Raw genomic sequence first — 24,455 nt, 5'->3', positions numbered from 1 at the left:
GGGGACTTAAATGGAAGCAGATTTTGTCATCGTAGGCGCCGGATCCGCCGGATGCGCAATGGCCTATCGGCTGAGTGAAGCCGGAGCTTCGGTTCTGGTGATCGAACATGGCGGCACCGATGCGGGTCCGTTCATTCAGATGCCGGCGGCGCTCAGCTATCCAATGAATATGTCGCGCTATGATTGGGGTTACAGGTCCGAACCCGAGCCGCATCTGAACAACCGCCGCCTGGCGTGTCCGCGCGGTAAGGTGATCGGCGGCTCTTCATCGATCAACGGGATGGTCTATGTGCGCGGTCATGCACGCGATTTCGACACCTGGGCTGAGATGGGCGCAGATGGCTGGTCGTACGCTGACGTGCTGCCCTATTACAAACGGATGGAGACATGGCATGACGGTGGCCATGGTGGCGACGCCACGTGGCGCGGAACCGACGGGCCGCTGCATGTATCGCGCGGCCCTCGTCAGAACCCGTTGTTCAAGGCCTTCGTCGATGCCGGACAGCAGGCCGGATATGAGGTGACCGGCGACTATAACGGCGAAAAACAGGAAGGCTTCGGCCCGATGGAGCAAACCGTCTGGAAAGGACGGCGCTGGTCGGCGGCCAATGCCTATCTGAGGCCCGCCCTCAAGCGGGACAATTGCGAGGTTGTGCGCGGGTTGGCGTCTCGAATCGTGATGGAAAACGGGCGTGCCACAGGCGTTGAGCTGATCCGTGGCGGCAAGCCTGAGGTCGTCCGTGCGCGGCGCGAGGTGGTGCTGGCGGCCTCGTCGATCAACTCGCCCAAGTTGCTGATGTTATCGGGCATTGGCCCGGCAGCGCATCTGGCTGAACATGGTATCGAGGTGGTCGCGGATCGGCCCGGTGTGGGTGCCAACCTGCAGGACCATCTGGAGCTTTACATCCAGCAGGCCTCATTGCAGCCCATCACGCTCTATAAGCACTGGAATCTGATCAGCAAGGGGGTGATCGGGGCGCAGTGGTTGTTTACCAAAACAGGTCTGGGGGCGTCGAACCAGTTCGAAAGTGCAGCCTTCATCCGCTCCAAACCTGGCGTCGAATATCCGGATATTCAGTATCACTTCCTGCCCATGGCGGTGCGCTATGATGGTCAGGCTGCTGCCGAAGGGCACGGTTTTCAGGCGCATGTCGGGCCGATGCGATCCCCGTCGCGCGGGGCGGTGACTTTGCGTTCGGCGAAGGCCGAAGATGCGCCGGTGATACGGTTCAACTACATGAGCCATGAGGAAGACTGGGAGGATTTCCGCACCTGCATTCGCCTGACCCGCGAGATATTCGGGCAAGACGCGTTCAAGCCCTTTGCCGGTAAAGAAATCCAGCCCGGCGCTGATGTTCAGGCCGATGACGAACTGAATGCCTTTATCGCCGAACATGCCGAAAGTGCGTATCACCCCTGCGGCACCTGCCGTATGGGGCGCGCGGATGACAAAAACGCAGTCGTCGATCCGCAGGGTCGGGTGATTGGGGTCGATGGGCTGCGCGTGGCCGATAGTTCGATCTTTCCGCAGATCACCAACGGCAACCTCAATGCTCCCTCGATCATGGTGGGGGAAAAGGTCTCGGACCATCTGCTTGGCAAGGACGCGCTGCCGAAGGCCAACGACAGGCCGTGGATCCATCCGGAATGGACGGTTGCGCAGCGATAAATCCCGGTATTCTTTGGCGCGGATTTGATCCGCGTCAAAGCAACACTTGCCGGGTATCTTTAGCCTTGGGACGTAACGCAGATATAGGAGCGCACAGAATGTCCCACACCCCGCATGAACTGGCCGAGGAATTCCCCGAAAAGGTCGAATTGATGAGCCAGCTCAAGCAAACGGACGCGCATTTTGCGCGCCTTGCGGATGAATATCACGAGGTCAATCGCGTTGTGCATCGTGCCGAAACTAACGTCGAGCCGATGGACGAGTTGGCCGAGGTTGACCTGCGCAAGAAGCGCGCGGCGCTCAAGGATGAAATCTGGGCGATTTTGTCGAAAAGCTGAACGCAAGTCGGGGGCTCTGCCCCCGTCTTGTTTGAGTTACTTCCAACACAAGAAAATCAGGTGACCTCGTAGGGCAGGGTACCGCGGGTATGAGCGTCGATCGTCAGGCGGCGCTCCAACGGTGGGACCGAGCGCTGGTGGCAGGTTTGGCGTTCGCAGATGCGACAGGAAATGCCGATGGGCTCGAACGCGCTGGCATTGTTGATGTCGAGATTATCGGCATAGACCAGCGCCTCGGCGTGACGGATTTCACAACCCAGAGCAATAGCATAGCGGCGCACCGGCGCACCGAAGGAACCGCCGGATTTCGAGACATCGCGGGCGAGCGAAATATACCGGACGCCATCAGGTGTTTCTGCCAGCTGCTGCAGGAAATGGCCGGGCGTTTCGAAAGCGCGATGGACATTCCACAACGGGCAGGCCCCGCCGAAGCGCGCAAATTGCAGCCGCGTGGCCGAGTGGCGTTTGGTGATCGTTCCGGCCTGATCGACGCGGACAAAGAAGAACGGAATGCCCTTGGCGCCGGGTCGCTGCAAGGTGGATAGGCGATGGGCGACCTGTTCGATGGATGCCCCGAACCGATTGCTCAGCAACTCCAAATCATGCCGGTAATCCTGCGCTGCCGCGAGAAAGGCGCTGTAGGGCATCTGCGAGGCACCGGCGAAATAATTGGCCAGACCAATCTTGGCAATCGCGCGGGCCTCTTCGCTCTGGAAGCGGGCGAAGTCCAGCGTCGCCTCAAGCAGTTTGTCCTGACTGATCAAAGCCACCTGCAGCAACAACTGGAACACCTGCGTCTGAGGGGCCGCGCGTGAGGACAGGCGCAGGGTTTTGTCTTCGGCGCTGTAGCTGCGCAAGGTTTCGGTATCGGTAAATGTGACGTGTATGCCGCGTTCGGACAAGCTGTTCAGGGCGGCTTGTCGAATACCTCCGGCCTCCTCTGCGCGGGCGGCAAACCGTTCAGCTGCGCGATCCACGGCGTCGATATAGTTGTCGCAATAATGGAAGAAGTCGCGGACCTCTTCCCATGGGCTGGCCTGAATGCGGGCGTCTTCGCGTCCCAATGCCTCGTCCAGAGAGGCGAGGCGTTCATGCGTTTGCCGATACGTGCGATGCAGTTCGATAAACGCCCGCGCCAGAGCAGGGGCATTGGATGCGGTCAGGCGCAGGTCGGCCAAAGGCGGCATGGTGTCGGCAAAGACCGGATCGGCCAGAGCTTCGCGCATGTCTGAAACAAGGCGCTCGCTGTCACCGGTGCTGAGTTCGGTGACGTCCATGCCGAACTCCTGCGCCAGAGCCAGAACAACCGTCGTCGAGATCGGGCGGTTGTTGTTCTCCATCTGGTTGAGGTACGGCAGAGAAACGCCCAGTTTTGTAGCGAATTCTTTTTGCGTCAGAGTCAGGCGCGTGCGCATTTCGCGCAGTTTTGCGCCGGCATAGAGTTTCTGGGTGGCCATAGTGGTTCTTTGCAGCTTTCCTGAAACTGCAAGCTAACTTTGCAAACCCTTGCGCGCAAGCGTCTATAGGCCCAATTGCTTCTCACGCCAGATGACGCTGCTGATCGCGAAGATTGCAAGGATCGAAGTTGCCAGCATCAGCCACAGCAAAGGCATGGCACCGGTTTCGCGCGTCAGCAACGCACCTGCCCAGGCGCTGAGGCCAGCGCCGCCGCCCAACATGATCGCCCCGCTGAGGCCCGAGGCGGTAGCGGCCAGATGCGGGCGTACGGACAAGGCCCCTGCGGTGGCATTGGGGATCGACATACCGTTGCCCAAACCGACAAAGGTCATCAGCCCGAAGAAGCTGATTGCGGTGCCCATATCCATCAGGAACAGGGTGGCTGAAATCATGACGCCGGTGGCGTTTAGCCAGCAGCCCCAAAGCACCATGCGGTTGACTCCGAAACGCACGGAGTAGCGCCCGCTGATGAAATTCCCGAAGAAATAGCCCAGTGCCGGGGCGCCGAAATACACACCGACCTCAGCCGCAGTCATACCGAAGACTTCGGTTCCGATGAATGGCGCCCCGCCCAAATAGGCGAAGAAGGCCCCAGACGACAGCGCCGAAGACAGCGAATAGCCCCAGAAGCGCGGAGAGGTTAGCAACTCGGGGTATTCGCGGAACTGCTGCACCAATGTTTTACCGCTTGATGCGGCCGTTTCTCCGAAATCCTGAAAGGTCAGCCAAAGGGTGAGGGCGGCCAATCCGAAAGGTAGCCAGAAATTGGCTTTCCACCCGAACGCTTCCTCAAGCAGGCCGCCAACCGCAGGGCCGATCATCGGGACTACGGCCATCCCCATCGTGACATAGCCGAGCATCGATGCGGCCTTGTCCTGAGCATACATGTCCCGTACCGCGGCACGGCTGAGGACGATGCCCACAACGATCACGGCCTGGCTCATCCGGAAGGCCAAGAATATTTCGATCGTCGGTGCGTAGATGCAACCTAGCGTGGCCAGCAGAAACAGCGCGAGCCCCCAAAGCAGAACCGGCCTGCGCCCGGCCTTGTCAGCCAACGGGCCAATCAGGATTTGCAGAACAGCATTGACAAGCAGATAGAGTGCGATCGACAGCTGCATCGTCTTGTAATCGGTCTGGAAATAGGTCGCCATAAAGGGCAGGCTGGGCAGGTACAGATTCATGCTCAGCGCGGACAGGCCTGACAACAAGACGAGCGTTGCAAGCGAAGGTGGCGTACGGCTGACTGAGGGTGAGCTGAACTGCATGGTTCACCTTTAGTGCCTGCGCGTATGAATTACCATCGGCAGTTGTGGCTTGATGTGTTAATTAGCAAATTTGCATTTACTTCACGAGATATTGCTATAGATTTGCAAATTTGCCGAAAATGTCTTTGGGGTTCAGATCAGGCCCGTTATGGTCCCGCAAAATTTCACAGGGGACTACCGTCATGAAAGACATCCTTTCCGAGCTTGAAGATCGCCGCACCAACGCCCGGCTTGGCGGTGGGCAGAAACGGATCGACGCGCAGCATGCGCGCGGCAAGCTGACCGCACGCGAGCGGATCGAATTGCTGGTCGATGAGGGCAGCTTTGAAGAGTTTGACATGTTCGTCAGCCATCGCTGCACCGATTTCGGGATGGAAAAACAAAAACCTGCGGGGGATGGGGTCGTAACCGGGTGGGGCACGATCAATGGCCGTATGGTTTATGTGTTCAGTCAGGATTTCACCGTGTTTGGTGGCTCGCTGTCGGAAACCCACGCACAGAAGATTTGCAAGATCATGGATATGGCGGTGCAGAACGGCGCGCCGGTGATCGGGATCAACGACTCGGGTGGGGCGCGGATTCAGGAAGGTGTCGCTTCGCTTGCCGGTTACGCCGAGGTGTTCCAGCGCAACATCATGGCCTCGGGCGTGGTGCCGCAGATCAGCGTGATCATGGGCCCCTGCGCCGGTGGCGCAGTTTATAGCCCTGCCATGACCGACTTTATCTTCATGGTCAAAGACACATCTTATATGTTCGTCACCGGCCCCGACGTCGTGAAGACGGTCACAAACGAGGTCGTCACCGCCGAAGAGCTGGGCGGGGCCTCGACCCATACCAAGAAATCCTCGGTTGCGGACGGCGCGTTTGAAAACGATGTCGAAGCCTTGGCCGAAGTGCGCCGCTTGGTCGATTTCCTGCCGCTCAACAACCGGGAAAAGCCTCCTGTGCGCCCGTTCTTTGATGAGCCTGACCGGGTCGAAACCTCGCTGGATACATTGATCCCGGACAATCCGAATACGCCCTATGACATGAAAGAGCTCATCACCAAGATCGCGGATGAGGGTGATTTCTACGAGATTCAGGAAGACTACGCCAAGAACATCATCACCGGTTTCATCCGGCTGGAAGGGCAGACCGTTGGCATCGTAGCAAACCAGCCGATGGTTTTGGCAGGCTGTCTGGACATCGACAGTTCGCGCAAGGCGGCGCGGTTTGTACGCTTCTGTGATTGTTTTGAAATCCCGATCCTGACCCTCGTGGATGTACCGGGCTTCCTGCCGGGGACCAGCCAGGAATATGGCGGAGTGATCAAGCACGGCGCCAAGCTGCTGTTTGCTTATGGTGAGGCAACCGTGCCGAAGGTCACCGTCATCACTCGCAAAGCTTACGGCGGGGCTTATGACGTGATGGCCTCGAAACACCTGCGCGGCGATTTCAACTATGCCTGGCCCACCGCTGAGATTGCGGTGATGGGGGCCAAAGGCGCGACCGAGATCATCCATCGCGCCGATCTGGGCGATGCGGAGAAGATCGCGCAGCACACGCAGGACTATGAAGACAGGTTCGCTAATCCCTTCGTCGCCGCCGAGCGGGGCTTCATCGATGAGGTGATCATGCCGCAATCCACCCGCCGCCGCGTGTCGCGCGCGTTTGCAAGCCTGCGCGGCAAGCAGCTGAAGAACCCGTGGAAGAAGCACGACAATATTCCGCTGTAAGTGAACTGAGCAATCCTGAGCCGTTGTTGCATGACACACTTTGCCAGACATAAGACCGCACCGCCCCCCAGGTCAGTGCGGCTGACCCCGGAGGGAGGAGCCCGCCATCGGCGGGTCCGGGGTTTGGTCTTTGCAGCCTTGATGGCGCATCTGGTCAGCCTGGCACATGCGGGTAACACCCTGCCGGTGCCTTCGGGCCAGCCGGTCGAACTCAACAATGTTCTGTTGGATAACAATCCCGGCGAGCTCTGGGTGCGGTTCCGGTTCATTGCGCCCAAGATCGGGTCAACGGCAGGGCACATCACCTATGATATCGCCGTGATCGACATGGAGCACCTGTGTCAGACGCTGGCCGTTCCATATGTCGCCAAACATGGGCTAGAGCCCGCCCGCGTGGTGATCTCATTCTCGGATCGACCTGTTGAATTCGGTACCTCAGAACCGGATGCAACTCAGTTCTTTGAGGCCTACCGGCTGGAGCAATCCAAGTGTATCTGGGAGGGGCTCTGAGCATGATCAGTGACAATCATACACTCAGGGCAGCTCATTCCAATACTGCGGCTTCGGAGGTGCGCATGATCGCTCTATCCCTGCAACAAGGCGGGTTTTCCTGCCTTTTCAAAGTTCTAACCCCGATGGTGTCGACATGTTGAAACATCGTGGATTCCCCGGCCGGCTTACCGGCACAGACTTTCAGTTCACCATTCGGCGTGCCAACCCCAAGGGTGTAACGCCGTTGACCCGACGTGAGCGGTTTCGGGATCGCAAACCCGCCGACAAACGCGCTGATGCAGCTTTCATCGAGGCGCTTTGGGCGCATTTCGGCGATCAGCCGTTTGAGCGCGGAAATCTGGACGCCGGACGCCTCAGCTGGCTGTTCGGACGCGAAGTAGTGGCGGCGGAAGACCCGTTCGACCCAGCCAGTTACGAAGCATCGCTGGTGATCGATCTGGACGTTGCACGTCAGTCGTTTCCCGAAATTTTCGAAGGGGCAAACTGATCGTGTATAGGGGCGTCGCGCATAACCTGAACTCGGGTCATGACGGTGTGACCCTGCCCGCGAACGGGCAGGGTGCGCTGTTTGGATCAGAAGTTCAACTGCGCGGCAAACTGAACGCGGCTGGCATCGAAGTCGTCGCCAGAAATCGTATCGTTCCGCTCACCATAGATGTACTCGGCGCTGAGCGTCAGGTTGTCAGTTGCCTGATAGAAGGCGTTGACGTGGATAGTTTCGAGTTCGGTGAACGACAATGTCCCAGTCGAAGTCGGCAGGTCATAGTCCTCGTAGCCATACGAGACACCCACATTCCATTTGGGGGTCAACTGCTGTCGGAGTTCGACAGTGAAACCGTCAACATCGTTGGCTTCACCACCAACGATGGGATCACCCAGGCCAATCAACCAGGGGCCAAGGGCTTCACCGGTGACATAGTTGGCCTGGATCAGACCACCTTCCCAAAGACGCGCCGAGGCGGACAGAGTCAGACCTGTCTGGTCAACCTCAGTGCCGCCATCTTCGGCTTTACCGTAAAGAAGGGCACCGCGGGCAATGTACTTGCCGTCATTATATTCGGCCGAAGCAGTGAAGACCGGATCATCCGAGTTCGAGCCTCCAACATTCTCTTCGATCGAGACGGCGAAGCTGGTGTTTTTCACCGATGTGTTGGTGTAACGCACCTGCGGAACCCGCGCGAAAGCAATACCAACAGGGCCATTGAATTCGACCGAAGTCGGATAAGTGTCCAGTGGCTGGAAGTTGGTCCAATATTGACCGATCAGCCATTGGTCGCCAATCCGGATGTTGGCGTGACGGATCCGGAATTCTGCGGTGCCGCCCGAGCCAAACGCATCAACTTCGATCTGGCCCTGAATGTCACCGATTCCCGATGGGGTGTTGGTGCGCAGTCCGATCCGCGATTGACGGACCGTGGCACCAAAGGTACCGCTGGTGGCAGCCGAGGGCTCTCCGACCACGTTCACGAAGGCGGTGTCGCCCTGATCGAAATCGAAGTCATAGAAGAAGTCAGCCTTGACGTAACCATAAACGTCCAGCGTGGTGTTTCCGATCTGCAGATCGCCGGTGCCCGATCCGGCTTTGCCAGCTTCAAGTGCTTCAACCCGGGCGCGCAGCGCGTCCAGTTCGGCCTGAGTTTGTGCATCTTGCGCCAAGGCTTGCATTCCGGTCATGGAAAGCGCGCTGGCAGCAAGCAGGCTTGCGGTTTTACCCTTAAATATCATGGGGATACTTCCTTGTGTGCGAGTGTGCATCGACACCGTTTCACGCAAGTGTGTGTGAGGGAAATCACCAAATTGAGAGAGAATCAGCGCGAATTCTCAAACAAAAGTGTTAACGAATGTTCATCGTTTCACAGCTCAGTGAGACCAATTTGTAAATCGCTGTTTCTATGGGTGAATTCTACTCACAGCCTGGATATTCGACGTGAAGTGCGAGGCGCAGCATTCATCCGCCCGAGTGTGATTTGTAACGGGAACGTGACAACGGCGGCGGGTAAATCATCTGTGCGCCCCAAACCACGCATAGGCGCAAATCTGCGCGGGATTTCGCCGGATGGGCAGATTTCAGCCGGATTTTCCATTGGAAACAATGAGTCTGTTGCGCCCCGGATTGTACAGTGCAAGCTGAACGGGCCGTGCGGCTCTACTTTGCCTGCGTCGCACAAGCACCTACTATTCCGTACCCCTTCCTTCCGCGGGCAGGCTTGTGTTCCCCACATGGTCCTGCCCGCGTTTTTCTTTTCTGCACAGACACGAAAAGAACGGCAAAAAGCTGCGCATAACGCCGATTTGTCGGCTTTGATATTGCATAACAATGCTGGGTTTCGGCATCTGGCGACAAAGACGTCAAGAAACCTGAAAGGGCAGTATCCATGCGAACCTCACGAATTTTCCTTGTACTCGCGACCTGTGCGGGCCTTGCGGCCTGTGGTGACACAGTGGGCGAACAGGCCATCCTTGGCGGCGGCGCCGGGGCGGTCGGTGCGGCGGTCCTCAGTGCGGACCCGCTGTTCGGCGCTGCGGTCGGTGCCGCGGGCAACGTGCTGTATTGCAAGACGCAGAACAACTGTAACTAACTCTGAATTGATCGGGGCGGTCCAAGCCCCGTCCGTCATCGCGCATCACGCCGTCGTGGGGTTCATGCCCCACGGCGGCGTTTTGCGTTTCCAGAACACCAAGACAAAGGACGTTCCATGTTCAACAAGATCCTGATCGCCAACCGGGGCGAGATCGCCTGCCGGGTCATCAAGACCGCTCGTAAGATGGGAATCGGCACCGTTGCCATTTACTCGGACGCGGACAAGAACGCGCTGCATGTGTCGATGGCGGATGAGTCGGTGCATATCGGCCCACCACCTGCCAACCAGTCTTATATCGTGATCGACAAGGTCATGGATGCGATCCGCCAAAGTGGCGCGCAGGCAGTGCATCCCGGTTATGGCTTCCTGTCCGAGAACTCGAAATTCGCCGAGGCGCTGGACGCTGCGGGCGTGGCTTTTGTCGGCCCTCCGGTGGGTGCCATCGAAAGCATGGGCGATAAGATCACATCGAAGAAGATTGCGCAGGACGCGGGCGTTTCGACGGTGCCCGGCTATATGGGCCTGATTGAGGATGCGGACGAGGCTGTCAAGATCTCCAACGACATTGGCTATCCGGTTATGATCAAGGCCAGCGCCGGTGGCGGCGGTAAAGGCATGCGGATCGCCTGGAACGATGAGGAAGCGCGCGAAGGTTTCCAGTCGTCCAAGAACGAGGCTGCGAACTCGTTCGGTGATGACCGTATTTTCATCGAGAAGTTCGTGACCCAACCGCGCCACATCGAAATTCAGGTTCTGTGCGACAGCCACGGCAACGGCATCTATTTGGGCGAACGCGAATGCTCGATCCAGCGCCGCAACCAGAAAGTGGTGGAAGAGGCACCATCGCCCTTCCTTGACCCGGAAACTCGCAAGGCGATGGGCGAGCAGGCGGTGGCCCTTGCCAAGGCTGTGAACTATGCCAGTGCCGGTACCGTTGAGTTCATCGTGGATGGCGAGAAGAATTTCTACTTCCTCGAAATGAACACCCGCCTGCAGGTGGAACACCCAGTGACCGAACTGATCACCGGCGTGGACTTGGTGGAGCAGATGATCCGTGTGGCCGCTGGTGAGGAACTGTCGATCACCCAGGATGACGTTACGCTTACCGGCTGGGCCATCGAAAACCGCCTCTATGCTGAAGACCCCTATCGCGGCTTCCTGCCCTCGATCGGTCGTCTGACCCGTTATCGCCCGCCACAGGAAACTGCGGCTGGTCCGATGCTGGTGAATGGCAAATGGCAGGGTGATGCCCTCGAAGGACCGTCAGCTGTGCGCAACGATACCGGCGTCTATGAGGGCGGCGAGATCAGCATGTATTATGACCCGATGATCGCAAAGCTCTGCACATGGGCACCGACTCGTGAGCAGGCGATCGAGGCCATGCGCGTGGCGCTGGATAGTTTTGAGGTCGAAGGCATCGGCCACAACCTGCCGTTCCTGTCGGCGGTGATGGATCATCCGAAATTCATCAGCGGCGACATGACCACGGCCTTTATCGCCGAAGAATATCCGGAAGGTTTCGAGGGCGTAGAACTGCCCGAGGCCGATCTGCGCCGGATCGCAGCCTCTTGTGCTGCAATGCATCGGGTGGCCGAGATTCGCCGCACTCGCGTGTCGGGCAGGATGGACAACCATGAACGCAAAGTTGGTTCCGATTGGGTTGTCACCCTGCAGGGTCAGGAATTTGCCGTTGCCATCGATGCAGACAAGGATGGCTCGACCGTGACTTTCGCAGATGGCACCACTTCACGTGTTGCATCGGACTGGACGCCTGGCGACCAACTGGCCGTGCTGGACGTGGACGGCAGCCCGCTGGTTCTGAAGGTTGGCAAGGTTTCGGGCGGTTTCCGCATCCGCAATCGCGGCGCGGACCTCAAGGTGCATGTGCGTACTCCGCGTCAGGCCGAACTGGCTCACCTTATGCCCGAAAAGCTGCCGCCAGATACGTCCAAGATGCTGCTCTGCCCGATGCCCGGTCTGATCGTGAAGATCGATGTCGAATTGGGACAGGAAGTACAGGAGGGGCAGGCGCTCTGCACTGTCGAGGCGATGAAGATGGAAAACATCCTGCGCGCCGAGAAGAAGGGTGTGGTTGCCAAGATCAACGCAGGCCCCGGCGACAGCCTGGCCGTCGACGATGTGATCATCGAGTTCGAATGATCATGTTCGCGCTTTCGCAATATCACACCGGGTCTCCGGCGTTCCGCGCCGGGGTCTTCGGGCGTGGCGAAAGCGCTCAGCCGCCCTCGCGCCGTTCGCGGATTTCGCGTTCGCGCAGAGGGGTTTTGTCGATGGACCGACCGATCTCGCGCACGCTCCAGGGGCTGGGCTTGCGCAGCTTGACCACGCCGTCCTTGTCGACAAACACCATCTGGAACCCGCGCGGTCGCAGCTGCGAGCGGATTGGTGACCGCGCCTTTGGATCGGTATCGGTCAATACGATCACGTCGCGATCCCGCATCGCCTCTTCTCCCTCCAGCAGCATGTCGATCTGCTGTTGGAAACGCGGGTCAGCGGGCGTGTCGGCGAAGACGACGATTGGGCGATTGACCCAGAGGAACTCATCCAGCGTGCTATCGCCGGCGGGCCGGACAAAAGCGTCATCCGCAGGTGCGGACCCGTCGGCTGCCATGGCGGCCAGCGGGAATAGTGCCGAGAAAACAAGAGCAAGCGTGCGTGTCATGTGGCCTCCTGTTGTGATGAATATAGCCTCTGCTTGGGCGAATGCGACTGGCGAAATGTCCATAAGCATCAAAAATATGTTCATCAGACGCGGTTCTATCCATCAAGTAGCCACCAGAGGGTACAGAAAACCCGCCATTCCTTCGATCTTTCGGACAGGAGTGTAAGCGGATGGAAATTATACTGCATTGCGGCGCACATCGGTGTGCAAGCACCAGTTTCCAGAACTATCTAAGCCGGAATACTCAGATACTCGCCAATCAAGGATTGGCATATTGGGGGCCGGAACGAACACGTTCCAATGGCCTCAACAGCCTGAACAAGCTAACGCCCGAGGTCTGTGACAGGATACGTCGCGAGTTGGATGCATGTCAGCAAGATGGTGCGATGCAGCTTTTGGTCAGCCAAGAAAACTTTGTGGGCTCGATGTCGCGCAATATTGCCTTCGCGTCACTTTATCCCGGACTGCAGAAGCGCGGGCGTCTCTTGGCGCAGGCCTTTGGTGGCAGAGAGACCAAAATCGCTCTGAATATCCGAGCGTTGGACATGTATTGGTCTTCCGTGGCCACCTACAAGTTCAAACGTGGCGGTGACCCTATCGAGCCGGCAAAATGGAAACGCATCGTGCAAAGCAAGCGGAGCTGGCGCGATGTCATCACCGACTTAAATCACGCCTTCCCGAACGTCCCATTGCTCGTTCTGCCTTTCGAGGATTTCGCGGGCTGTCAGCAGGCGCAGCTTGCGGCGCTGATGACTGGCCCCGCGCCCGCATTCAGCGACGGCCTTGCGCTGAATGCTGCACCCATGCCCGCGCCCTATGGACTGAGCGCTGAACAGGCGATGAAGCTTTGGGCCGACTACGCCGATGATTTGGAATGGCTGGCCTCAGGTGCTGATGGGCGGGCCGAACTGATCTGCCGGACAGATGAAAATATGTGCGGGGCCACCCCCGCCGAAACCGGAATTGAACAGAGGAAACCGACATGACCGACACGAAAGACTGGCAGGCGCTGGCCGAGAAAGAGCTGCGCGGACGCCCGTTGAACGATCTGACCAAGGAAACATTGGAAGGCATCGACGTCAAACCGCTCTATACGCAGGCAGATACCGCTGATCTGCCGCATATGGATTCTTTGCCCGGTTTTGGTCCGTTTACACGGGGCGTGAAGGCGACGATGTATACGGGCCGCCCGTGGACCATTCGCCAATATGCCGGTTTCTCGACCGCCGAGGAATCGAACGCCTTTTACCGGCGCAATCTGGCCGCGGGTCAGCAAGGTGTTTCCGTCGCCTTCGACCTAGCGACGCACCGCGGCTATGACAGCGACCACCCGCGCGTGGTGGGCGATGTCGGCAAGGCAGGTGTGGCCATCGACAGTGTCGAGGACATGAAAATCCTGTTCGACGGTATCCCGCTGGACAAGGTCTCAGTCTCGATGACGATGAACGGCGCGGTGATCCCGGTTCTGGCCAGCTTCATTGTTGCGGGTGAAGAGCAAGGGCATGACAAATCCGTGCTGTCGGGCACCATTCAGAACGACATTCTGAAAGAGTTCATGGTGCGCAACACCTATATCTATCCGCCTGAGCCGTCGATGAAGATCATCTCGGACATCATCGACTACACCTCGAACGAGATGCCCAAATTCAACTCGATCTCGATCTCGGGCTATCACATGCAGGAAGCCGGGGCGAACCTGGTGCAGGAACTGGCCTATACGCTGGCGGACGGGCGCGAATATGTCCGCGCCGCAACCGAGGCCGGGATGGACGTGGACAAGTTCGCAGGCCGTCTGTCCTTCTTCTTTGCCATCGGCATGAACTTCTTCATGGAGATCGCCAAACTGCGCGCCGCGCGGACCCTGTGGCATCGCGTGATGACCGAGTTTGGTGCGAAATCCGAACGCTCGAAGATGCTGCGCACCCACTGCCAGACTTCGGGCGTGTCGTTGCAGGAACAGGACCCCTATAACAACGTGATCCGTACTGCTTATGAGGCCATGAGCGCGGTTCTGGGCGGCACGCAGTCGCTGCACACCAACGCTCTGGACGAGGCTATTGCGCTGCCCACTGATTTCTCGGCCCGCATCGCGCGGAACACGCAGCTGGTGCTGCAGGAAGAGACCGGCGTGACCGATGTGGTCGATCCTCTGGCGGGTTCCTATTATGTCGAAAGCCTGACCAACGAGCTGGTCGAAAAAGCCTGGGCCCTGATGGAAGAGGTCGAGGAAATGGGCGGTATGACCAAGGCCGTCGCCAGCGGCATGCCCAAGCTGCGGATCGAGGAAAGCGCGGCGCGCCGTCAGGCCATGATCGACCGGGGTGAAGAAGTCATCGTCGGCGTCAACAAATACCGCAAGGAACAGGAAGACCCGATCGACATTCTGGACGTCGACAACGTGGCCGTGCGCGAAGCACAGGTCGCCCGTCTGGAACGCATCCGCGCCACTCGAGACGAGCCCGCCTGCCAAGCGGCGCTGGACGCCCTGACCAACACCGCCAAAGAAGGCGGCAACCTGCTGGCCGCCGCCGTCGAGGCCGCCCGTGCCCGCGCATCCGTAGGAGAGATCAGCATGGCAATGGAAAAGGAATTTGGCCGCCACCGCGCCGAAGTGAAAACCCTGGCCGGTGTCTATGGTGCCGCTTACGAAGGTGACGAAGGTTTTGCCGCGATCCAGAAATCCATTGAAGATTTTGCCGAGGCCGAGGGTCGTCGTCCGCGTCTGCTGGTGGTCAAGATGGGGCAGGATGGTCACGACCGCGGTGCCAAGGTGATCGCGACGGCGTTCGCGGATATCGGGTTTGACGTGGACGTTGGCCCTCTGTTCCAGACCCCTGCAGAAGCGGCACAGGACGCGGTGGACAACGATGTGCACGTGGTTGGGATCTCATCACAGGCTGCCGGGCACAAGACATTGGCGCCACAGCTGGTCGAGGAGCTGAAAAAGGCCGGGGCCGAGGATATCATCGTCATCTGTGGTGGTGTCATCCCGCAGCAGGACTACCAGTTCCTTTATGACCACGGCGTCAAGGCAATCTTCGGTCCCGGAACCAATATCCCCGATGCTGCGCAAGATATCCTGCGTTTGATCGGCGAAGCCAAAACCTGACGCGGGCCAAGATTTTTCGTACGAAAAATCTTGTGATCCTGCGCCTTTGCGGAAAACATGCGACCAGACCCATGCGGTCTGGTCGTTTGTCTTTGGGAGGCGTCTTCATGTTACTGGATCATCTGGCCGTTGCAGGCGAAACGCTGGAAGAGGCCTCTGCCCATATCGAACAGGCGCTGGGCGTGCGGTTGCAGGCGGGCGGCAAGCACGAAAAATTCGGAACGTATAACCGGCTACTGGGTCTTCGCGACGGGCTTTATCTGGAAGCTATTGCAATCGACCCCGAAGCCCCCAACCCTCAAAGGACCCGTTGGTTCGATCTGGATCGGTTCGCCGGATCACCCCGCCTGACAAACTGGATTTGTCGGGTTCCGGATATTGAGGCATCGCTGACCGTCTTTCCCGATGGTGTCGGCCAGCCTATCGATCTGGCCCGGGGGGCTCTACGCTGGCGGATGGCGGTCCCACCAAACGGACGTCTGCCGTTCGACAATCTCTTTCCCGCGCTCATCCAATGGGAGGGTGATCTGCATCCGGCGCAAATGCTGCAAGACAGCGGCTGCCGGTTGCGCCGCCTGATCGTGTGCCACCCGGATGCTCTGGATCTGGCCAAGAGCTTGGGTGCGCTGGATCATGTCGTGTTTGACAGCGGCCCCGCTGCATTGTGCGCCGAAATTGAGACACCCCACGGGCTGCGCGTGCTGGAATGAATATCCGTCAAGCGGTAGCCGAAGACGCACCCGAAATTGCGGCGATTGCGAATGCGATCATCCGTGACACGCTGATAACCTTCACCACCGATGAGCGTAGCGTCGAAAGTGTGGCCGCAGAGATCGAAACCCGAGGCCCTGCCTTTCTGGTGGCCGAGCGCAATGGCGAGGTTCAGGGTTTTGCGACCTACGGGACCTTCCGCGCGGGTCCCGGATACGCGCAATGCTGCGAACATTCGATCCAGTTGGTGCAGCAAGCCAGAGGGCAGGGTATGGGCCGGGCGTTAATGCAGGCATTGGAGGACATCGCAGCCGTAAGCAAAGTACATGTTCTTGTCGCGGGTATTTCATCGGCTAACCCTGCAGCGATCGCCTTCCATTCGGCGATTGGCTTCGAACAGGTGGGCCGTATGCCCGAAGTGGGGTTCAAATGGGGGCAACGGTTGGATCTTGTTCTAATGCAAAAAATACTCGGCCCGCAGTCATCTGTCGCACCTGACAGTCGCGTCAAGTCACGCTAGGGTGCGCCCATGTCAATCTGGAGCAGAATAGCCGACGCGCTGAACGCGCTGGCCCAAGGCGAAAGCCTGACCGCAGTTTTCGAAAAACTGCGCACGCCGCCCGAGCGCTCGGTGGCCTTTGCAATTGCCGTCGTGGCACTTGGGGCCAAGATGGCAAAGGCCGATGGTCAGGTGACACGGGATGAGGTGACGGCATTCCGCGAAGTGTTTCAGATCGCGCCCGAGGATGAAGACGGCGCGGCCAAGGTCTTTGACATGGCCCGAACCGACGTTGCGGGCTACGAGGACTATGCCCGCAAGATTGCCGGCATGTTTGCCGAAGACAGCACGACGCTCTGCGATTTGATGGAGGGGCTGTTTCACATCGCCATGGCGGATGGGTTTTATCACCCCAACGAAAACCAGTTTCTGGAGGATGTCAGCCGCATCTTCGGCCAGACCGACGCGCAGTTTATGGCGTTGCGGGCGCGTTTCGTGCCGGATGCCCCGAAGGACCCTTATACCGTTCTGGGCGTGGCGCGCGATGCTCCACTGTCGGAAATTCGCAAGGTCTGGCGACAGCTCGTGCGGGAAACGCATCCCGATGCAATGATAGCCCGTGGCGTTCCGGAAGAGGCCGTGCGTTTGGCCGAGAAAAAGATGATCGACATCAACCGCGCCTGGGATGAGATCAACGGCGCCCGGGTCTGAGCCGTGCGTCTGGCGACCTACAATATCGAATGGTTCGCCAACCTGTTTGATCGTAAGGATAATCTCGTGGTCGACGACAGCTGGTCGGGTCGCCACGATGTGACCAAGGCCCAGCAGATCGAAGCAATTGCCAAGGTTCTGACGGCGATTGACGCCGATGCCGTGCTGATCGTCGAGGCCCCGAATACAGGTAAAACCCGGAATACGGTGCGCGCCCTGCAGGGTTTTGCTGCGGCCTTCGATCTGCGCACAAACCATGCGATCATGGGATTTGCCAACAACACCCATCAGGAACTGGCATTGCTCTATGACCCGGAAGTGCTGAAGGCCCGTCACGACCCGATGGAGACCGACGATGCCCCACGGTTTGACCAAGAGTTTCGCATCGATCTGGATGTGGATGCGACCGAGGATCAGGTACAGTTCTCGAAACCGCCGATGGAGATGGCGATTGAGACAACCTCGGGGCAGGTGTTCCGTCTGATCGGGGCGCATCTGAAATCCAAAGCCCCGCATGGGGCCGGGTCGCGCGACGAGATGATCCGTATCTCGATTGCCAACCGTCGCAAGCAGCTGGCCCAGGCGGTTTGGCTGGCCCGGCGGGTCAAGCACCATTTGGCAGAGCAGGAACCGGTTATCCTGTTGGGGGATCTGAATGACGGGCCGGGGTTGGACGAGTTTGAACATCTCTTTGGCCGCTCATCGGTCGAGATTCTGCTGCAAGCGGGATTGTACGACCCCCATGCTGCGCAAGCACTGGAACTGCGCCCCGGTTCGGTTCCGGCAACAGCGCGCTTTGCCCGCCCGAAAGAAGGGCGGTATCTCGAAGCACTTCTGGATTACATCATGATCAGCGATGACCTGCGCGCCTATGAGCCGGACTGGCGCATCTGGCATCCGTTTCGTGACGCTGCCTGTTGGGCCAATCCCGAGCTGCGCGAAGCCTTGCTCGCCGCGTCCGACCACTTCCCGGTGACGCTGGATATCAAGCTCTGACCTTTCAACCTTCGCCGCAGCTGCTTATATTCACGATATGAGACATCTTATGCTGATCTCTGCGGTATGCACCGCACTGGCCCTGCCTGCTCAGGCGCAGGAAGATTCGGACAAATCCCTTATGGAGCGGGGTGCGGAGTTGTTCTTGGAAGGCCTGCGCCAGGAAATGGAACCCACGCTCGAAGACCTGTGGGGGCTTGCAGATCAGTTCGGCCCGGCCTTGCAGTCATTTATGCAGGAAATGGGCCCGGCACTGGCTGAGCTGGCCGCTCAGGTGCGGGATTGGAGCGCTTATGAAGCGCCCGAGATGCTGCCGAATGGTGATATTATCATCCGCAAGAAATCCGAAGAAAAACCTGAGGAGCGCGCTCCGCAAGAAGAACCTTCGGACGGCTTCACCGATATCTGATCATCCGCGCACAATCACACGCGGTTCGGATTTCAGCGCCGATGCCAGAGAGCTAAATCGTGCCTCGGCCACCTCGTTGAACAACGGGCCAGCTGCTTTGGGCAGGCGCAGCTCAAGCACTTGTTTCTTAGGGTAAAAGCGTAGTTTGCCCATGGTCGCGTCACTCTGCATCCACAACATTGCTCCAAAGCGGAGCGCCTTACCCAGAATCTCGGCCTGCTCCTGCCCGCGCTCGTCGAGCAGTTCATAGAGGTCGATGAAGCGGCTACCCTCGCGCTTGTTGCGATATCTGTGTTGTAGTGCCAGCCCGATGAACACCCGCTCGGAGTGCTTGATCCCGCTCATGTTGGCGCGGGTGACGTATTCGAAACAGGCTTCGGCCCGGTAATCCGGGTGGGCACGCCAGCTTACGTCATGCAAAAGACAGGCGGCCTTGATCAGCCGTATCTTTTGATCGGGGGCCGAACGGAACAGAGGCGTGACAAAATCGAACAGGTGTTTCCCAAAGCCGGGCAGGCGCGCATCCTTGGCCTCGGCAAAACGGCAGGCTTCGATCAGCGGATCACGGTCGCGCAGACGTTGAGGCATCTGCTCATACAGCAAACCCTCGCGAATCCCATAGCTTGAGATCGCGATATCCTTGGGTTTGAACGTGCGAATCAACCGTGTCAGCACATCCATCGCATACGGGATCAACGCCATACGTGATCCCGAAACGCCGGCCTGCGCGCGCAGCGTATCCGGGTCGTTATTTTCGATGAACTTTATGGTTTCACGCACTTGACCTTGAGTCATGCGGTATTCGTGCAGAACGTTTAGCGGATAACCCCGGCGCAGCATGTCCAGCCGGGCAAAGGCGCGCCAGCTGCCGCCGACCAGAAACAGACGGTCGCGCTGGGGGCCCATCCGGTCGCGCATCTCTTCCAGAGTTTTCTTGATATAGGCCTTGCGCGCACGTCGTCCGCCCTTGATATCGCGCAGCTTCAGCGGCCCCAGAGGGGATGTCATGCGCCGCCCGACCTTGCCGCCGCCAATCTCGGCCAGCTCGACCGAAGATCCGCCGATATCACAGATAAGCCCATAAGCGCCCGGCCAACCCAACAACACGCCCTGCGCTGACAGCCGGGCCTCTTCCTCGCCATCGACTACGTTGATGATCAGACCGGTTTCAGCTTCGACTTGGGCGCAGAATTCCGGCCCGTCGCTGGCCTCGCGCACCGCGGCCGTCGCAACCGCATGCAGGGCAGGCAAACCCAGATCGTTGGCGAGAAACTGAAATCTCCGCAAGGCGGCCAATGCCCGTTTGCGGCCTGCCGGGTTCAGCCGGCCCGTTTCAGACAGGCCCGCACCAAGTTCGCACATCACCTTTTCGTTGTAGAAATAGGCGGGCGAACGTGCTGCACCGTCAAAGATCACCATCCGGACCGAGTTCGACCCGATATCGACGACCCCGACCCGAGACAGCGCGCGGGCACCCGGGTCTTCGAACAGAGGCTTTCCGAAAAGCCCGTGATCCGGGAAATCAGTCTCGGCGGTCTTGGTCATGGTGTCCCCAGGTCTTTTGCGCGACAGGATGCGAGATCACCCCGCACCGGTCAATTGTCGACATCCGATTGTTCGGCTTCTGTGTTCAATAGACGCACCGCCAGCGTACGGGTGATGTCACGCTTTTCAGTCAGCGCAATGTCATCGAGTTGCTCGACCATCCGCGCGGCGGCTTCAAAACTGCGATCCATGTGTTTGACGAGATAGGCGATCACATCCGGCCCGGGATTGAGCTGTCGGTCGGTAAAAAGCTTGGCCAGCACCGCGCCCAACAGCGCATCGTCGGGCGCCTCAAGCGCGACGTGATGCGCGCCCTCGACCCGGCTTTGCAGATCGGCCAGGGGCAATTGCCAATGCTTCGGGGCGGCGCGTCCGGTCATCAGCAGGGCGTGCCCTTCTGCGAGCACCAGGTTGTGCAGGTGAAACAGGGTTTTCTGTTGCTCTGCATCAGCCGCGATCACCGGAACATCCTCAACCGCAACGGGCGCGCGGGCCAGATCGGGTACGTCGTCATAGCGCAGGGCGGCTGCCTGCACGATCCGCCCGCCGGTCTCGGCTGCCCAGACATGGGCCAGATGGGTTTTGCCAGATCCAGCAGGGCCGCTTAGCACCAGCTTGTTGCCGGGCCAGGACGTGGCCGAGATCATCGCAACCGCCAGCGCATTGGCAGGCGAGACAAAAAAATCCTCGCGGCCCAAGGCGGTCTTGGACGGCAGATCAAAGCTCAGCTGGGTGGCCATTATTCGTCTTCCTGCGGCAGCCCTTCAAGCCCGGTATAGAGGCGGCTGCCCATATATTGCTGGGTCGCGAACCGCGCCAGCACGCCTAGGGCCGCAGCGACTGGCACCGCAACCAGCATGCCCACAAAGCCAAACAGGGCGCCGAAGACAGACAACGCCAGCAGCAACCAGACGGGATGCAGGCCGACCGAACTGCCAACCAATTTCGGGGTCAGAAAGTTGCCTTCGGTCACCTGCCCGATGGCAAAGATACCCGCGACCATGCCGACATGTGCCCAGTCACCCCAGAACTGAAACAACGCCAGACCGATGGCCAGGGTGCCTCCGATCAATGCGCCCAGATAGGGAATGAACGTCACCAGACCGGCGATGAAACCAACGATCAGGCCAAACTGCAGGCCGACCAACATCAGCGCCACCGCATAGTAGGTGCCAAGGATCAGGCAGACGGTTCCCATTCCGCGCACGAACGAGGCCAGAACCGCATCGATTTCACCCGCCAAACGCTTGATCGTGGGCGCGTGATCGCGGGGCAGCAGCTCTCCGATCCGGGCGATCATGCGATCCCAATCCATCAGCAGATAGACGGCCACGACGGGGACGATAACCAGCAGTACAACAACGTTGATCGCGGATCCCAGCGAGGTAAGGACGGTCTGCAGCACATCCCCGGTCTTGGATTTCAACGTCTCACCGAACGAGACCAGCATCTGGTGCGTGTTAGATTCGCGGTCCAGCAGGGCCGGGAACTGTTTCTCGATAAAGGCGCGCAGCTGTTTGAAAAGACTTGGTAACGTATCGACAAGATCCAGCAACTGGGTGATCAGCGCAGGAACCACCATCAGGATCATCAGGACAAAGCCAAGCACGCCGACAACTGTAATGATGCCTGTCGCGGCCATCCGTGACAGACCCAGCTTTTCCAGCCGGTCGGCCACGGGGTCGAGGAAATAGGCAATTGCTCCGCCGATCACGAAAGGCAGCAGCACGTCACCCAGAAGGTATAGAATCACCACAAAGATCGCGGTGGCGAAGCCCCAGTATCTGAGCTGATCCTTCACCGGCAAGGCCATGGCGCATTCCCTCGTTGCACAGCGTTGCCGTGTTCTTGGCCCATGACGCCCCATGATGCAAGCGGTTCATCGGGCGCGGTTTTCGTGCGTCAGTCGGTCAGAGTGCCCAGTTCCGGAGTATCCCCCGTGGCCGTTTCGTCAGGCCAGTTGGTGCGCCAGATTTCCGCCGACCAATGTCCGCAATGTACCGAAGGCCGGTCAAAGCCTGGCAGGGCGGATAGCAGCGGTGCGACCACCACATCGTGGCGTGGAACAGCGAAATAGGGGAAGGAATAGCGTTCACGCCCGGATCGATTGACGACCCGGTGCGGGGTCGATTTCAACCGCCCGCCTGACCACAGCTCCAGCATGTCGCCGATATTGACCACGAAACCGCCGGGTGGACAGTCTGGCGTAATCCAGCCTCCGGTGCGGGTTTGCACTTCAAGTCCACCGACCGGATCGGGTGCGATGATCGTCAGCGCGTCGGTATCCTTGTGCGGGTGGATGCCATAGCCGCCTTCATCCGGGGCCTGCGGCGGATAATGCAGCAGGGTCATGTTGGTCATCGGATCGCGAAATGCCGCGCGCAGGGTATCTGGCGGTACCGCAAGCCCCACCTCCAACGCGCCCAGCAGCAGATCGGTCACGCCATCCAACTGTCGCCAGTAACTCAGGATCACATCGCAAGCCTGCGGCACTTCGCGAGGCCAGATGTTGGGGCCGTAAAGCGGGCAATCCGCTCGGATCGGAGCATTCTCAGCCGCTTCGAAATGCAGCTTGTACCCTTCGTACTTGTCTGCCGCGCCCGAACCATCATTGGGCGTAAAGAATCCCATCGGGATATACCCACGATAATTTTCGCGGGTGATGGCCTGATCCCATTTGCTGGTCTCTTCGATATCAAAGATCGCCCGCACGCAGTCGCGTACCTGATCAATGCTTTCAGGTTCAATGCCTGTTCCGGTGATCGACAGAAACCCGATGCTTGTGCACGCGTCCATGATCTGCGCGACTGTGGCCTGAAACTGCGGATCAGCAGGATTGGCGAGCGGAGCGATGTCGATGGTTGGGATATGGTCCATCAGGTGATCCTCACGCCTTGCCGCTCCAGTTCCCGATGCACGGGGGTCAGGTTCATATTGTCGAGTTCCTGATTGCTTTTCAAAGATATAGCCGCGGCAATACCCGCGCCCTGACCCATGACCGCGCAGCAGGCCATATTGCGCGTCGCTGCGTGGGCGACGCGATCCGCCCCATGCGACCGCCCGGCGACCAGAAGGCCCTTGATGCCTTTCGGCAGCATCGAGCGATAAGGGACCTGCATGTAGCGCCCCGTCGTCGGCAGGATCAGAATGCCATAGCCGTCGATGAATTCCGGATAGATTCCGATTGTATCCTCGAACCGACCCTGATGGCGGGCATCATCCTCGGTCATGTTGTAAACCGCGTCGATCTTGCGGGTATCGCGAATGCCGATGGTCATTCCGAAATTCCGCAAACGGGCGTTTTCGCAACCGGGCATGAAGCGGCGCAGTGCGTCGATGGCCAGCATCGTTTGACGGCGCCCCTCGATCTCGCCCCGTGTCAGGCTGTCGGGGTTGGTACCGTCGACCTGATCCAGATGGATCAGGTTCATATAGGTCAGCTCTCCGGTGTCGTGCATCGCCCCCCAGGTGCCCGCGATGGTGTTCAGATGCGCTGGGATCAGGCCCTCTTCGATGGCCTGCTGGAAAGGTTTTTTTACAAACGGAGAGAACATGTCGTCCTCTTTGCCCGAGGTTTCGATATTCCACTCACCGCCACCACCCCAGTCCTTGTAGGTTTGCGGATCGGCCTTGATGCCTTCCATAAAGGCGCGTTTGTCCACGCCCGCCAGATGGAACATGACCGATGCGGCCATCATGTCTTCACGCGGGGTCTTATGTGTCGGGGCACCCGCACGATGGGCCACATCGGCATCGCCGGTGGCGTCAATCACGACACGGGCCAGAATCGCTTCGCGCCCGGCTTTGGATTCGGTGATCACGCCGGTAATCCGGTCACCCTCCATAATCGGAGCTACGAACTGCCGATGCAGCATGGGATGCACGCCCGCCTCTTCGATCAGGCGATCTGCGACCAGTTTGAAACCTTCGCTGTCCAACTCATAACTCAGCGACTGGCTCTCGGGCACGGCAGCGCCCATATCCTTGGCGCGGGTCTCGAACTCCATCCCGATGCCACCCGCTTCGACGGTTTGCTCATGGCGATACCAGGCAAATCCCTCGACACCGACCGCGGTAATGTTGCCGCCCATGCAGCCGAAGCGATCCATGATGGTAACCTCTGCTCCCGCGCGCGCGGCAGCCAGCGCGGCGGCCAACCCGGCAGGGCCTGAGCCGACCACCAGAATGTCGGTTTGGTGGATCACGGGGATTTGGCGAGCGGGTTCCTGGATGGTCTGCATGGGCGCCT

Annotated in this window: 23 protein-coding genes; 14 read left to right on the top strand and 9 right to left on the bottom strand. The window is 59.1% G+C overall.

The window, feature by feature from the left end; genetic code table 11:
- Positions 1-10 precede the first annotated feature (10 nt).
- Entirely contained in the window at positions 11-1,669 is a 1,659-nt protein-coding gene (gene betA / locus ACR0NF_RS11520; RefSeq protein ID WP_480778280.1) for a choline dehydrogenase, read from the top strand.
- A 98-nt stretch (positions 1,670-1,767) separates the two neighbouring features.
- Positions 1,768-2,007 (top strand): HP1242/YdcH family protein, encoded by a 240-nt coding sequence (locus ACR0NF_RS11515; RefSeq protein ID WP_480778279.1) that lies wholly within the window; start codon positions 1,768-1,770, stop codon positions 2,005-2,007.
- Positions 2,008-2,063: 56 nt separating this feature from the next.
- Here ACR0NF_RS11515 and ACR0NF_RS11510 read toward each other — a convergent pair whose 3' ends face one another.
- On the bottom strand, positions 2,064-3,464 hold the full coding sequence (locus ACR0NF_RS11510; RefSeq protein ID WP_480470432.1) for a helix-turn-helix domain-containing protein: 1,401 nt from the start codon (positions 3,462-3,464) through the stop codon (positions 2,064-2,066).
- 63 nt (positions 3,465-3,527) lie between these two features.
- On the bottom strand, positions 3,528-4,733 hold the full coding sequence (locus ACR0NF_RS11505; RefSeq protein WP_480470431.1) for a multidrug effflux MFS transporter: 1,206 nt from the start codon (positions 4,731-4,733) through the stop codon (positions 3,528-3,530).
- Positions 4,734-4,915: 182 nt separating this feature from the next.
- On the opposite strand from ACR0NF_RS11505, the gene ACR0NF_RS11500 reads away from it, so the two are divergent.
- From ACR0NF_RS11500 to ACR0NF_RS11490, 3 genes are all read left to right on the top strand, one after another.
- A complete protein-coding gene (locus tag ACR0NF_RS11500) occupies positions 4,916-6,448 on the top strand; it encodes an acyl-CoA carboxylase subunit beta (RefSeq protein WP_480470430.1) in 1,533 nt (510 codons plus the stop codon).
- Positions 6,449-6,523: 75 nt separating this feature from the next.
- Complete coding sequence (locus ACR0NF_RS11495; RefSeq protein ID WP_480470429.1) at positions 6,524-6,958, top strand: DUF6497 family protein; 435 nt, start codon at positions 6,524-6,526, stop codon at positions 6,956-6,958.
- A 136-nt stretch (positions 6,959-7,094) separates the two neighbouring features.
- Positions 7,095-7,448: a hypothetical protein gene (locus tag ACR0NF_RS11490; RefSeq protein ID WP_480778278.1), complete on the top strand. Its 354-nt coding sequence runs from the start codon at positions 7,095-7,097 to the stop codon at positions 7,446-7,448.
- Between the two features lie 86 nt (positions 7,449-7,534).
- On the opposite strand, the gene ACR0NF_RS11485 is transcribed toward ACR0NF_RS11490, so the two are convergent.
- A complete protein-coding gene (locus tag ACR0NF_RS11485) occupies positions 7,535-8,686 on the bottom strand; it encodes a DcaP family trimeric outer membrane transporter (protein WP_480470427.1) in 1,152 nt (383 codons plus the stop codon).
- 650 nt (positions 8,687-9,336) lie between these two features.
- On the opposite strand from ACR0NF_RS11485, the gene ACR0NF_RS11480 reads away from it, so the two are divergent.
- Positions 9,337-9,540 (top strand): hypothetical protein, encoded by a 204-nt coding sequence (locus ACR0NF_RS11480; protein ID WP_480470426.1) that lies wholly within the window; start codon positions 9,337-9,339, stop codon positions 9,538-9,540.
- Between the two features lie 117 nt (positions 9,541-9,657).
- Positions 9,658-11,703, top strand: coding sequence for an acetyl-CoA carboxylase biotin carboxylase subunit (locus tag ACR0NF_RS11475; RefSeq protein WP_480778277.1), 2,046 nt, complete (start codon positions 9,658-9,660; stop codon positions 11,701-11,703).
- 76 nt (positions 11,704-11,779) lie between these two features.
- Here the strand turns inward: ACR0NF_RS11475 and ACR0NF_RS11470 are convergent, their stop codons facing one another.
- Positions 11,780-12,226: a DUF4174 domain-containing protein gene (locus ACR0NF_RS11470; protein ID WP_480470424.1), complete on the bottom strand. Its 447-nt coding sequence runs from the start codon at positions 12,224-12,226 to the stop codon at positions 11,780-11,782.
- 170 nt (positions 12,227-12,396) lie between these two features.
- Between ACR0NF_RS11470 and ACR0NF_RS11465 the strand changes: the two genes are divergently transcribed.
- The 7 genes from ACR0NF_RS11465 (at position 12,397) to ACR0NF_RS11435 (ending at position 18,661) form a co-directional block, all read left to right on the top strand.
- Positions 12,397-13,212, top strand: a complete 816-nt coding sequence (locus ACR0NF_RS11465) for a hypothetical protein (protein WP_480778276.1) — start codon at positions 12,397-12,399, stop codon at positions 13,210-13,212.
- Positions 13,209-15,335: a methylmalonyl-CoA mutase gene (gene scpA / locus ACR0NF_RS11460; protein ID WP_480470422.1), complete on the top strand. Its 2,127-nt coding sequence runs from the start codon at positions 13,209-13,211 to the stop codon at positions 15,333-15,335. The genes ACR0NF_RS11465 and scpA overlap by 4 nt, the downstream gene beginning before the upstream one ends.
- Positions 15,336-15,442: 107 nt before the next feature.
- The gene (locus ACR0NF_RS11455; RefSeq protein ID WP_480470421.1) at positions 15,443-16,045 is read left to right on the top strand and encodes a VOC family protein; all 603 of its coding nucleotides are present in this window, start codon (positions 15,443-15,445) and stop codon (positions 16,043-16,045) included.
- On the top strand, positions 16,042-16,566 hold the full coding sequence (locus ACR0NF_RS11450) for an N-acetyltransferase family protein (protein WP_480470420.1): 525 nt from the start codon (positions 16,042-16,044) through the stop codon (positions 16,564-16,566). Before ACR0NF_RS11455 ends, ACR0NF_RS11450 begins: the two co-directional genes overlap by 4 nt.
- 9 nt (positions 16,567-16,575) lie before the next feature.
- Positions 16,576-17,256 carry a TerB family tellurite resistance protein gene (locus ACR0NF_RS11445; RefSeq protein ID WP_480470419.1) on the top strand — a complete coding sequence of 227 codons (681 nt, stop codon included), beginning with the start codon at positions 16,576-16,578 and terminating at the stop codon, positions 17,254-17,256.
- A 3-nt stretch (positions 17,257-17,259) separates the two neighbouring features.
- Entirely contained in the window at positions 17,260-18,252 is a 993-nt protein-coding gene (locus ACR0NF_RS11440; RefSeq protein WP_480778275.1) for an endonuclease/exonuclease/phosphatase family protein, read from the top strand.
- 37 nt (positions 18,253-18,289) lie between these two features.
- The gene (locus ACR0NF_RS11435; protein ID WP_480658334.1) at positions 18,290-18,661 is read left to right on the top strand and encodes a hypothetical protein; all 372 of its coding nucleotides are present in this window, start codon (positions 18,290-18,292) and stop codon (positions 18,659-18,661) included.
- Here ACR0NF_RS11435 and ACR0NF_RS11430 read toward each other — a convergent pair whose 3' ends face one another.
- The 5 genes from ACR0NF_RS11430 to ACR0NF_RS11410 form a co-directional block, all read right to left on the bottom strand.
- On the bottom strand, positions 18,662-20,206 hold the full coding sequence (locus ACR0NF_RS11430) for a Ppx/GppA family phosphatase (RefSeq protein WP_480778274.1): 1,545 nt from the start codon (positions 20,204-20,206) through the stop codon (positions 18,662-18,664).
- 50 nt (positions 20,207-20,256) lie between these two features.
- Positions 20,257-20,946 carry a P-loop NTPase family protein gene (locus ACR0NF_RS11425; RefSeq protein WP_480470415.1) on the bottom strand — a complete coding sequence of 230 codons (690 nt, stop codon included), beginning with the start codon at positions 20,944-20,946 and terminating at the stop codon, positions 20,257-20,259.
- A complete protein-coding gene (locus ACR0NF_RS11420) occupies positions 20,946-22,019 on the bottom strand; it encodes an AI-2E family transporter (RefSeq protein ID WP_480470414.1) in 1,074 nt (357 codons plus the stop codon). The genes ACR0NF_RS11425 and ACR0NF_RS11420 overlap by 1 nt, the downstream gene beginning before the upstream one ends.
- A gap of 89 nt (positions 22,020-22,108) precedes the next feature.
- Complete coding sequence (locus tag ACR0NF_RS11415) at positions 22,109-23,083, bottom strand: isopenicillin N synthase family dioxygenase (protein WP_480778273.1); 975 nt, start codon at positions 23,081-23,083, stop codon at positions 22,109-22,111.
- Complete coding sequence (locus tag ACR0NF_RS11410) at positions 23,083-24,447, bottom strand: FAD-dependent oxidoreductase (RefSeq protein WP_480778272.1); 1,365 nt, start codon at positions 24,445-24,447, stop codon at positions 23,083-23,085. Before ACR0NF_RS11410 ends, ACR0NF_RS11415 begins: the two co-directional genes overlap by 1 nt.
- Between the last annotated feature and the right edge of the window lie 8 nt (positions 24,448-24,455).

This window comes from Ruegeria sp. CF4 (assembly GCF_056537345.1).
This window is presented reverse-complemented; position numbering and strand designations above follow the sequence as displayed.

Coding starts and splice junctions, on each gene's coding strand:
- ACR0NF_RS11475 (WP_480778277.1), top strand. CDS start 9,658: ATGTTCAACAAGATCCTGATCGCCAACCGGGGCGAGATCGCCTGCCGG.
- ACR0NF_RS11465 (WP_480778276.1), top strand. CDS start 12,397: ATGGAAATTATACTGCATTGCGGCGCACATCGGTGTGCAAGCACCAGT.
- ACR0NF_RS11490 (WP_480778278.1), top strand. CDS start 7,095: ATGTTGAAACATCGTGGATTCCCCGGCCGGCTTACCGGCACAGACTTT.
- ACR0NF_RS11410 (WP_480778272.1), bottom strand. CDS start 24,447: ATGCAGACCATCCAGGAACCCGCTCGCCAAATCCCCGTGATCCACCAA.
- ACR0NF_RS11505 (WP_480470431.1), bottom strand. CDS start 4,733: ATGCAGTTCAGCTCACCCTCAGTCAGCCGTACGCCACCTTCGCTTGCA.
- ACR0NF_RS11430 (WP_480778274.1), bottom strand. CDS start 20,206: ATGACCAAGACCGCCGAGACTGATTTCCCGGATCACGGGCTTTTCGGA.
- betA (WP_480778280.1), top strand. CDS start 11: ATGGAAGCAGATTTTGTCATCGTAGGCGCCGGATCCGCCGGATGCGCA.
- ACR0NF_RS11515 (WP_480778279.1), top strand. CDS start 1,768: ATGTCCCACACCCCGCATGAACTGGCCGAGGAATTCCCCGAAAAGGTC.
- scpA (WP_480470422.1), top strand. CDS start 13,209: ATGACCGACACGAAAGACTGGCAGGCGCTGGCCGAGAAAGAGCTGCGC.
- ACR0NF_RS11445 (WP_480470419.1), top strand. CDS start 16,576: ATGTCAATCTGGAGCAGAATAGCCGACGCGCTGAACGCGCTGGCCCAA.
- ACR0NF_RS11425 (WP_480470415.1), bottom strand. CDS start 20,946: ATGGCCACCCAGCTGAGCTTTGATCTGCCGTCCAAGACCGCCTTGGGC.
- ACR0NF_RS11455 (WP_480470421.1), top strand. CDS start 15,443: ATGTTACTGGATCATCTGGCCGTTGCAGGCGAAACGCTGGAAGAGGCC.
- ACR0NF_RS11415 (WP_480778273.1), bottom strand. CDS start 23,083: ATGGACCATATCCCAACCATCGACATCGCTCCGCTCGCCAATCCTGCT.
- ACR0NF_RS11485 (WP_480470427.1), bottom strand. CDS start 8,686: ATGATATTTAAGGGTAAAACCGCAAGCCTGCTTGCTGCCAGCGCGCTT.
- ACR0NF_RS11480 (WP_480470426.1), top strand. CDS start 9,337: ATGCGAACCTCACGAATTTTCCTTGTACTCGCGACCTGTGCGGGCCTT.
- ACR0NF_RS11500 (WP_480470430.1), top strand. CDS start 4,916: ATGAAAGACATCCTTTCCGAGCTTGAAGATCGCCGCACCAACGCCCGG.
- ACR0NF_RS11420 (WP_480470414.1), bottom strand. CDS start 22,019: ATGGCCTTGCCGGTGAAGGATCAGCTCAGATACTGGGGCTTCGCCACC.
- ACR0NF_RS11450 (WP_480470420.1), top strand. CDS start 16,042: ATGAATATCCGTCAAGCGGTAGCCGAAGACGCACCCGAAATTGCGGCG.
- ACR0NF_RS11435 (WP_480658334.1), top strand. CDS start 18,290: ATGAGACATCTTATGCTGATCTCTGCGGTATGCACCGCACTGGCCCTG.
- ACR0NF_RS11470 (WP_480470424.1), bottom strand. CDS start 12,226: ATGACACGCACGCTTGCTCTTGTTTTCTCGGCACTATTCCCGCTGGCC.
- ACR0NF_RS11510 (WP_480470432.1), bottom strand. CDS start 3,464: ATGGCCACCCAGAAACTCTATGCCGGCGCAAAACTGCGCGAAATGCGC.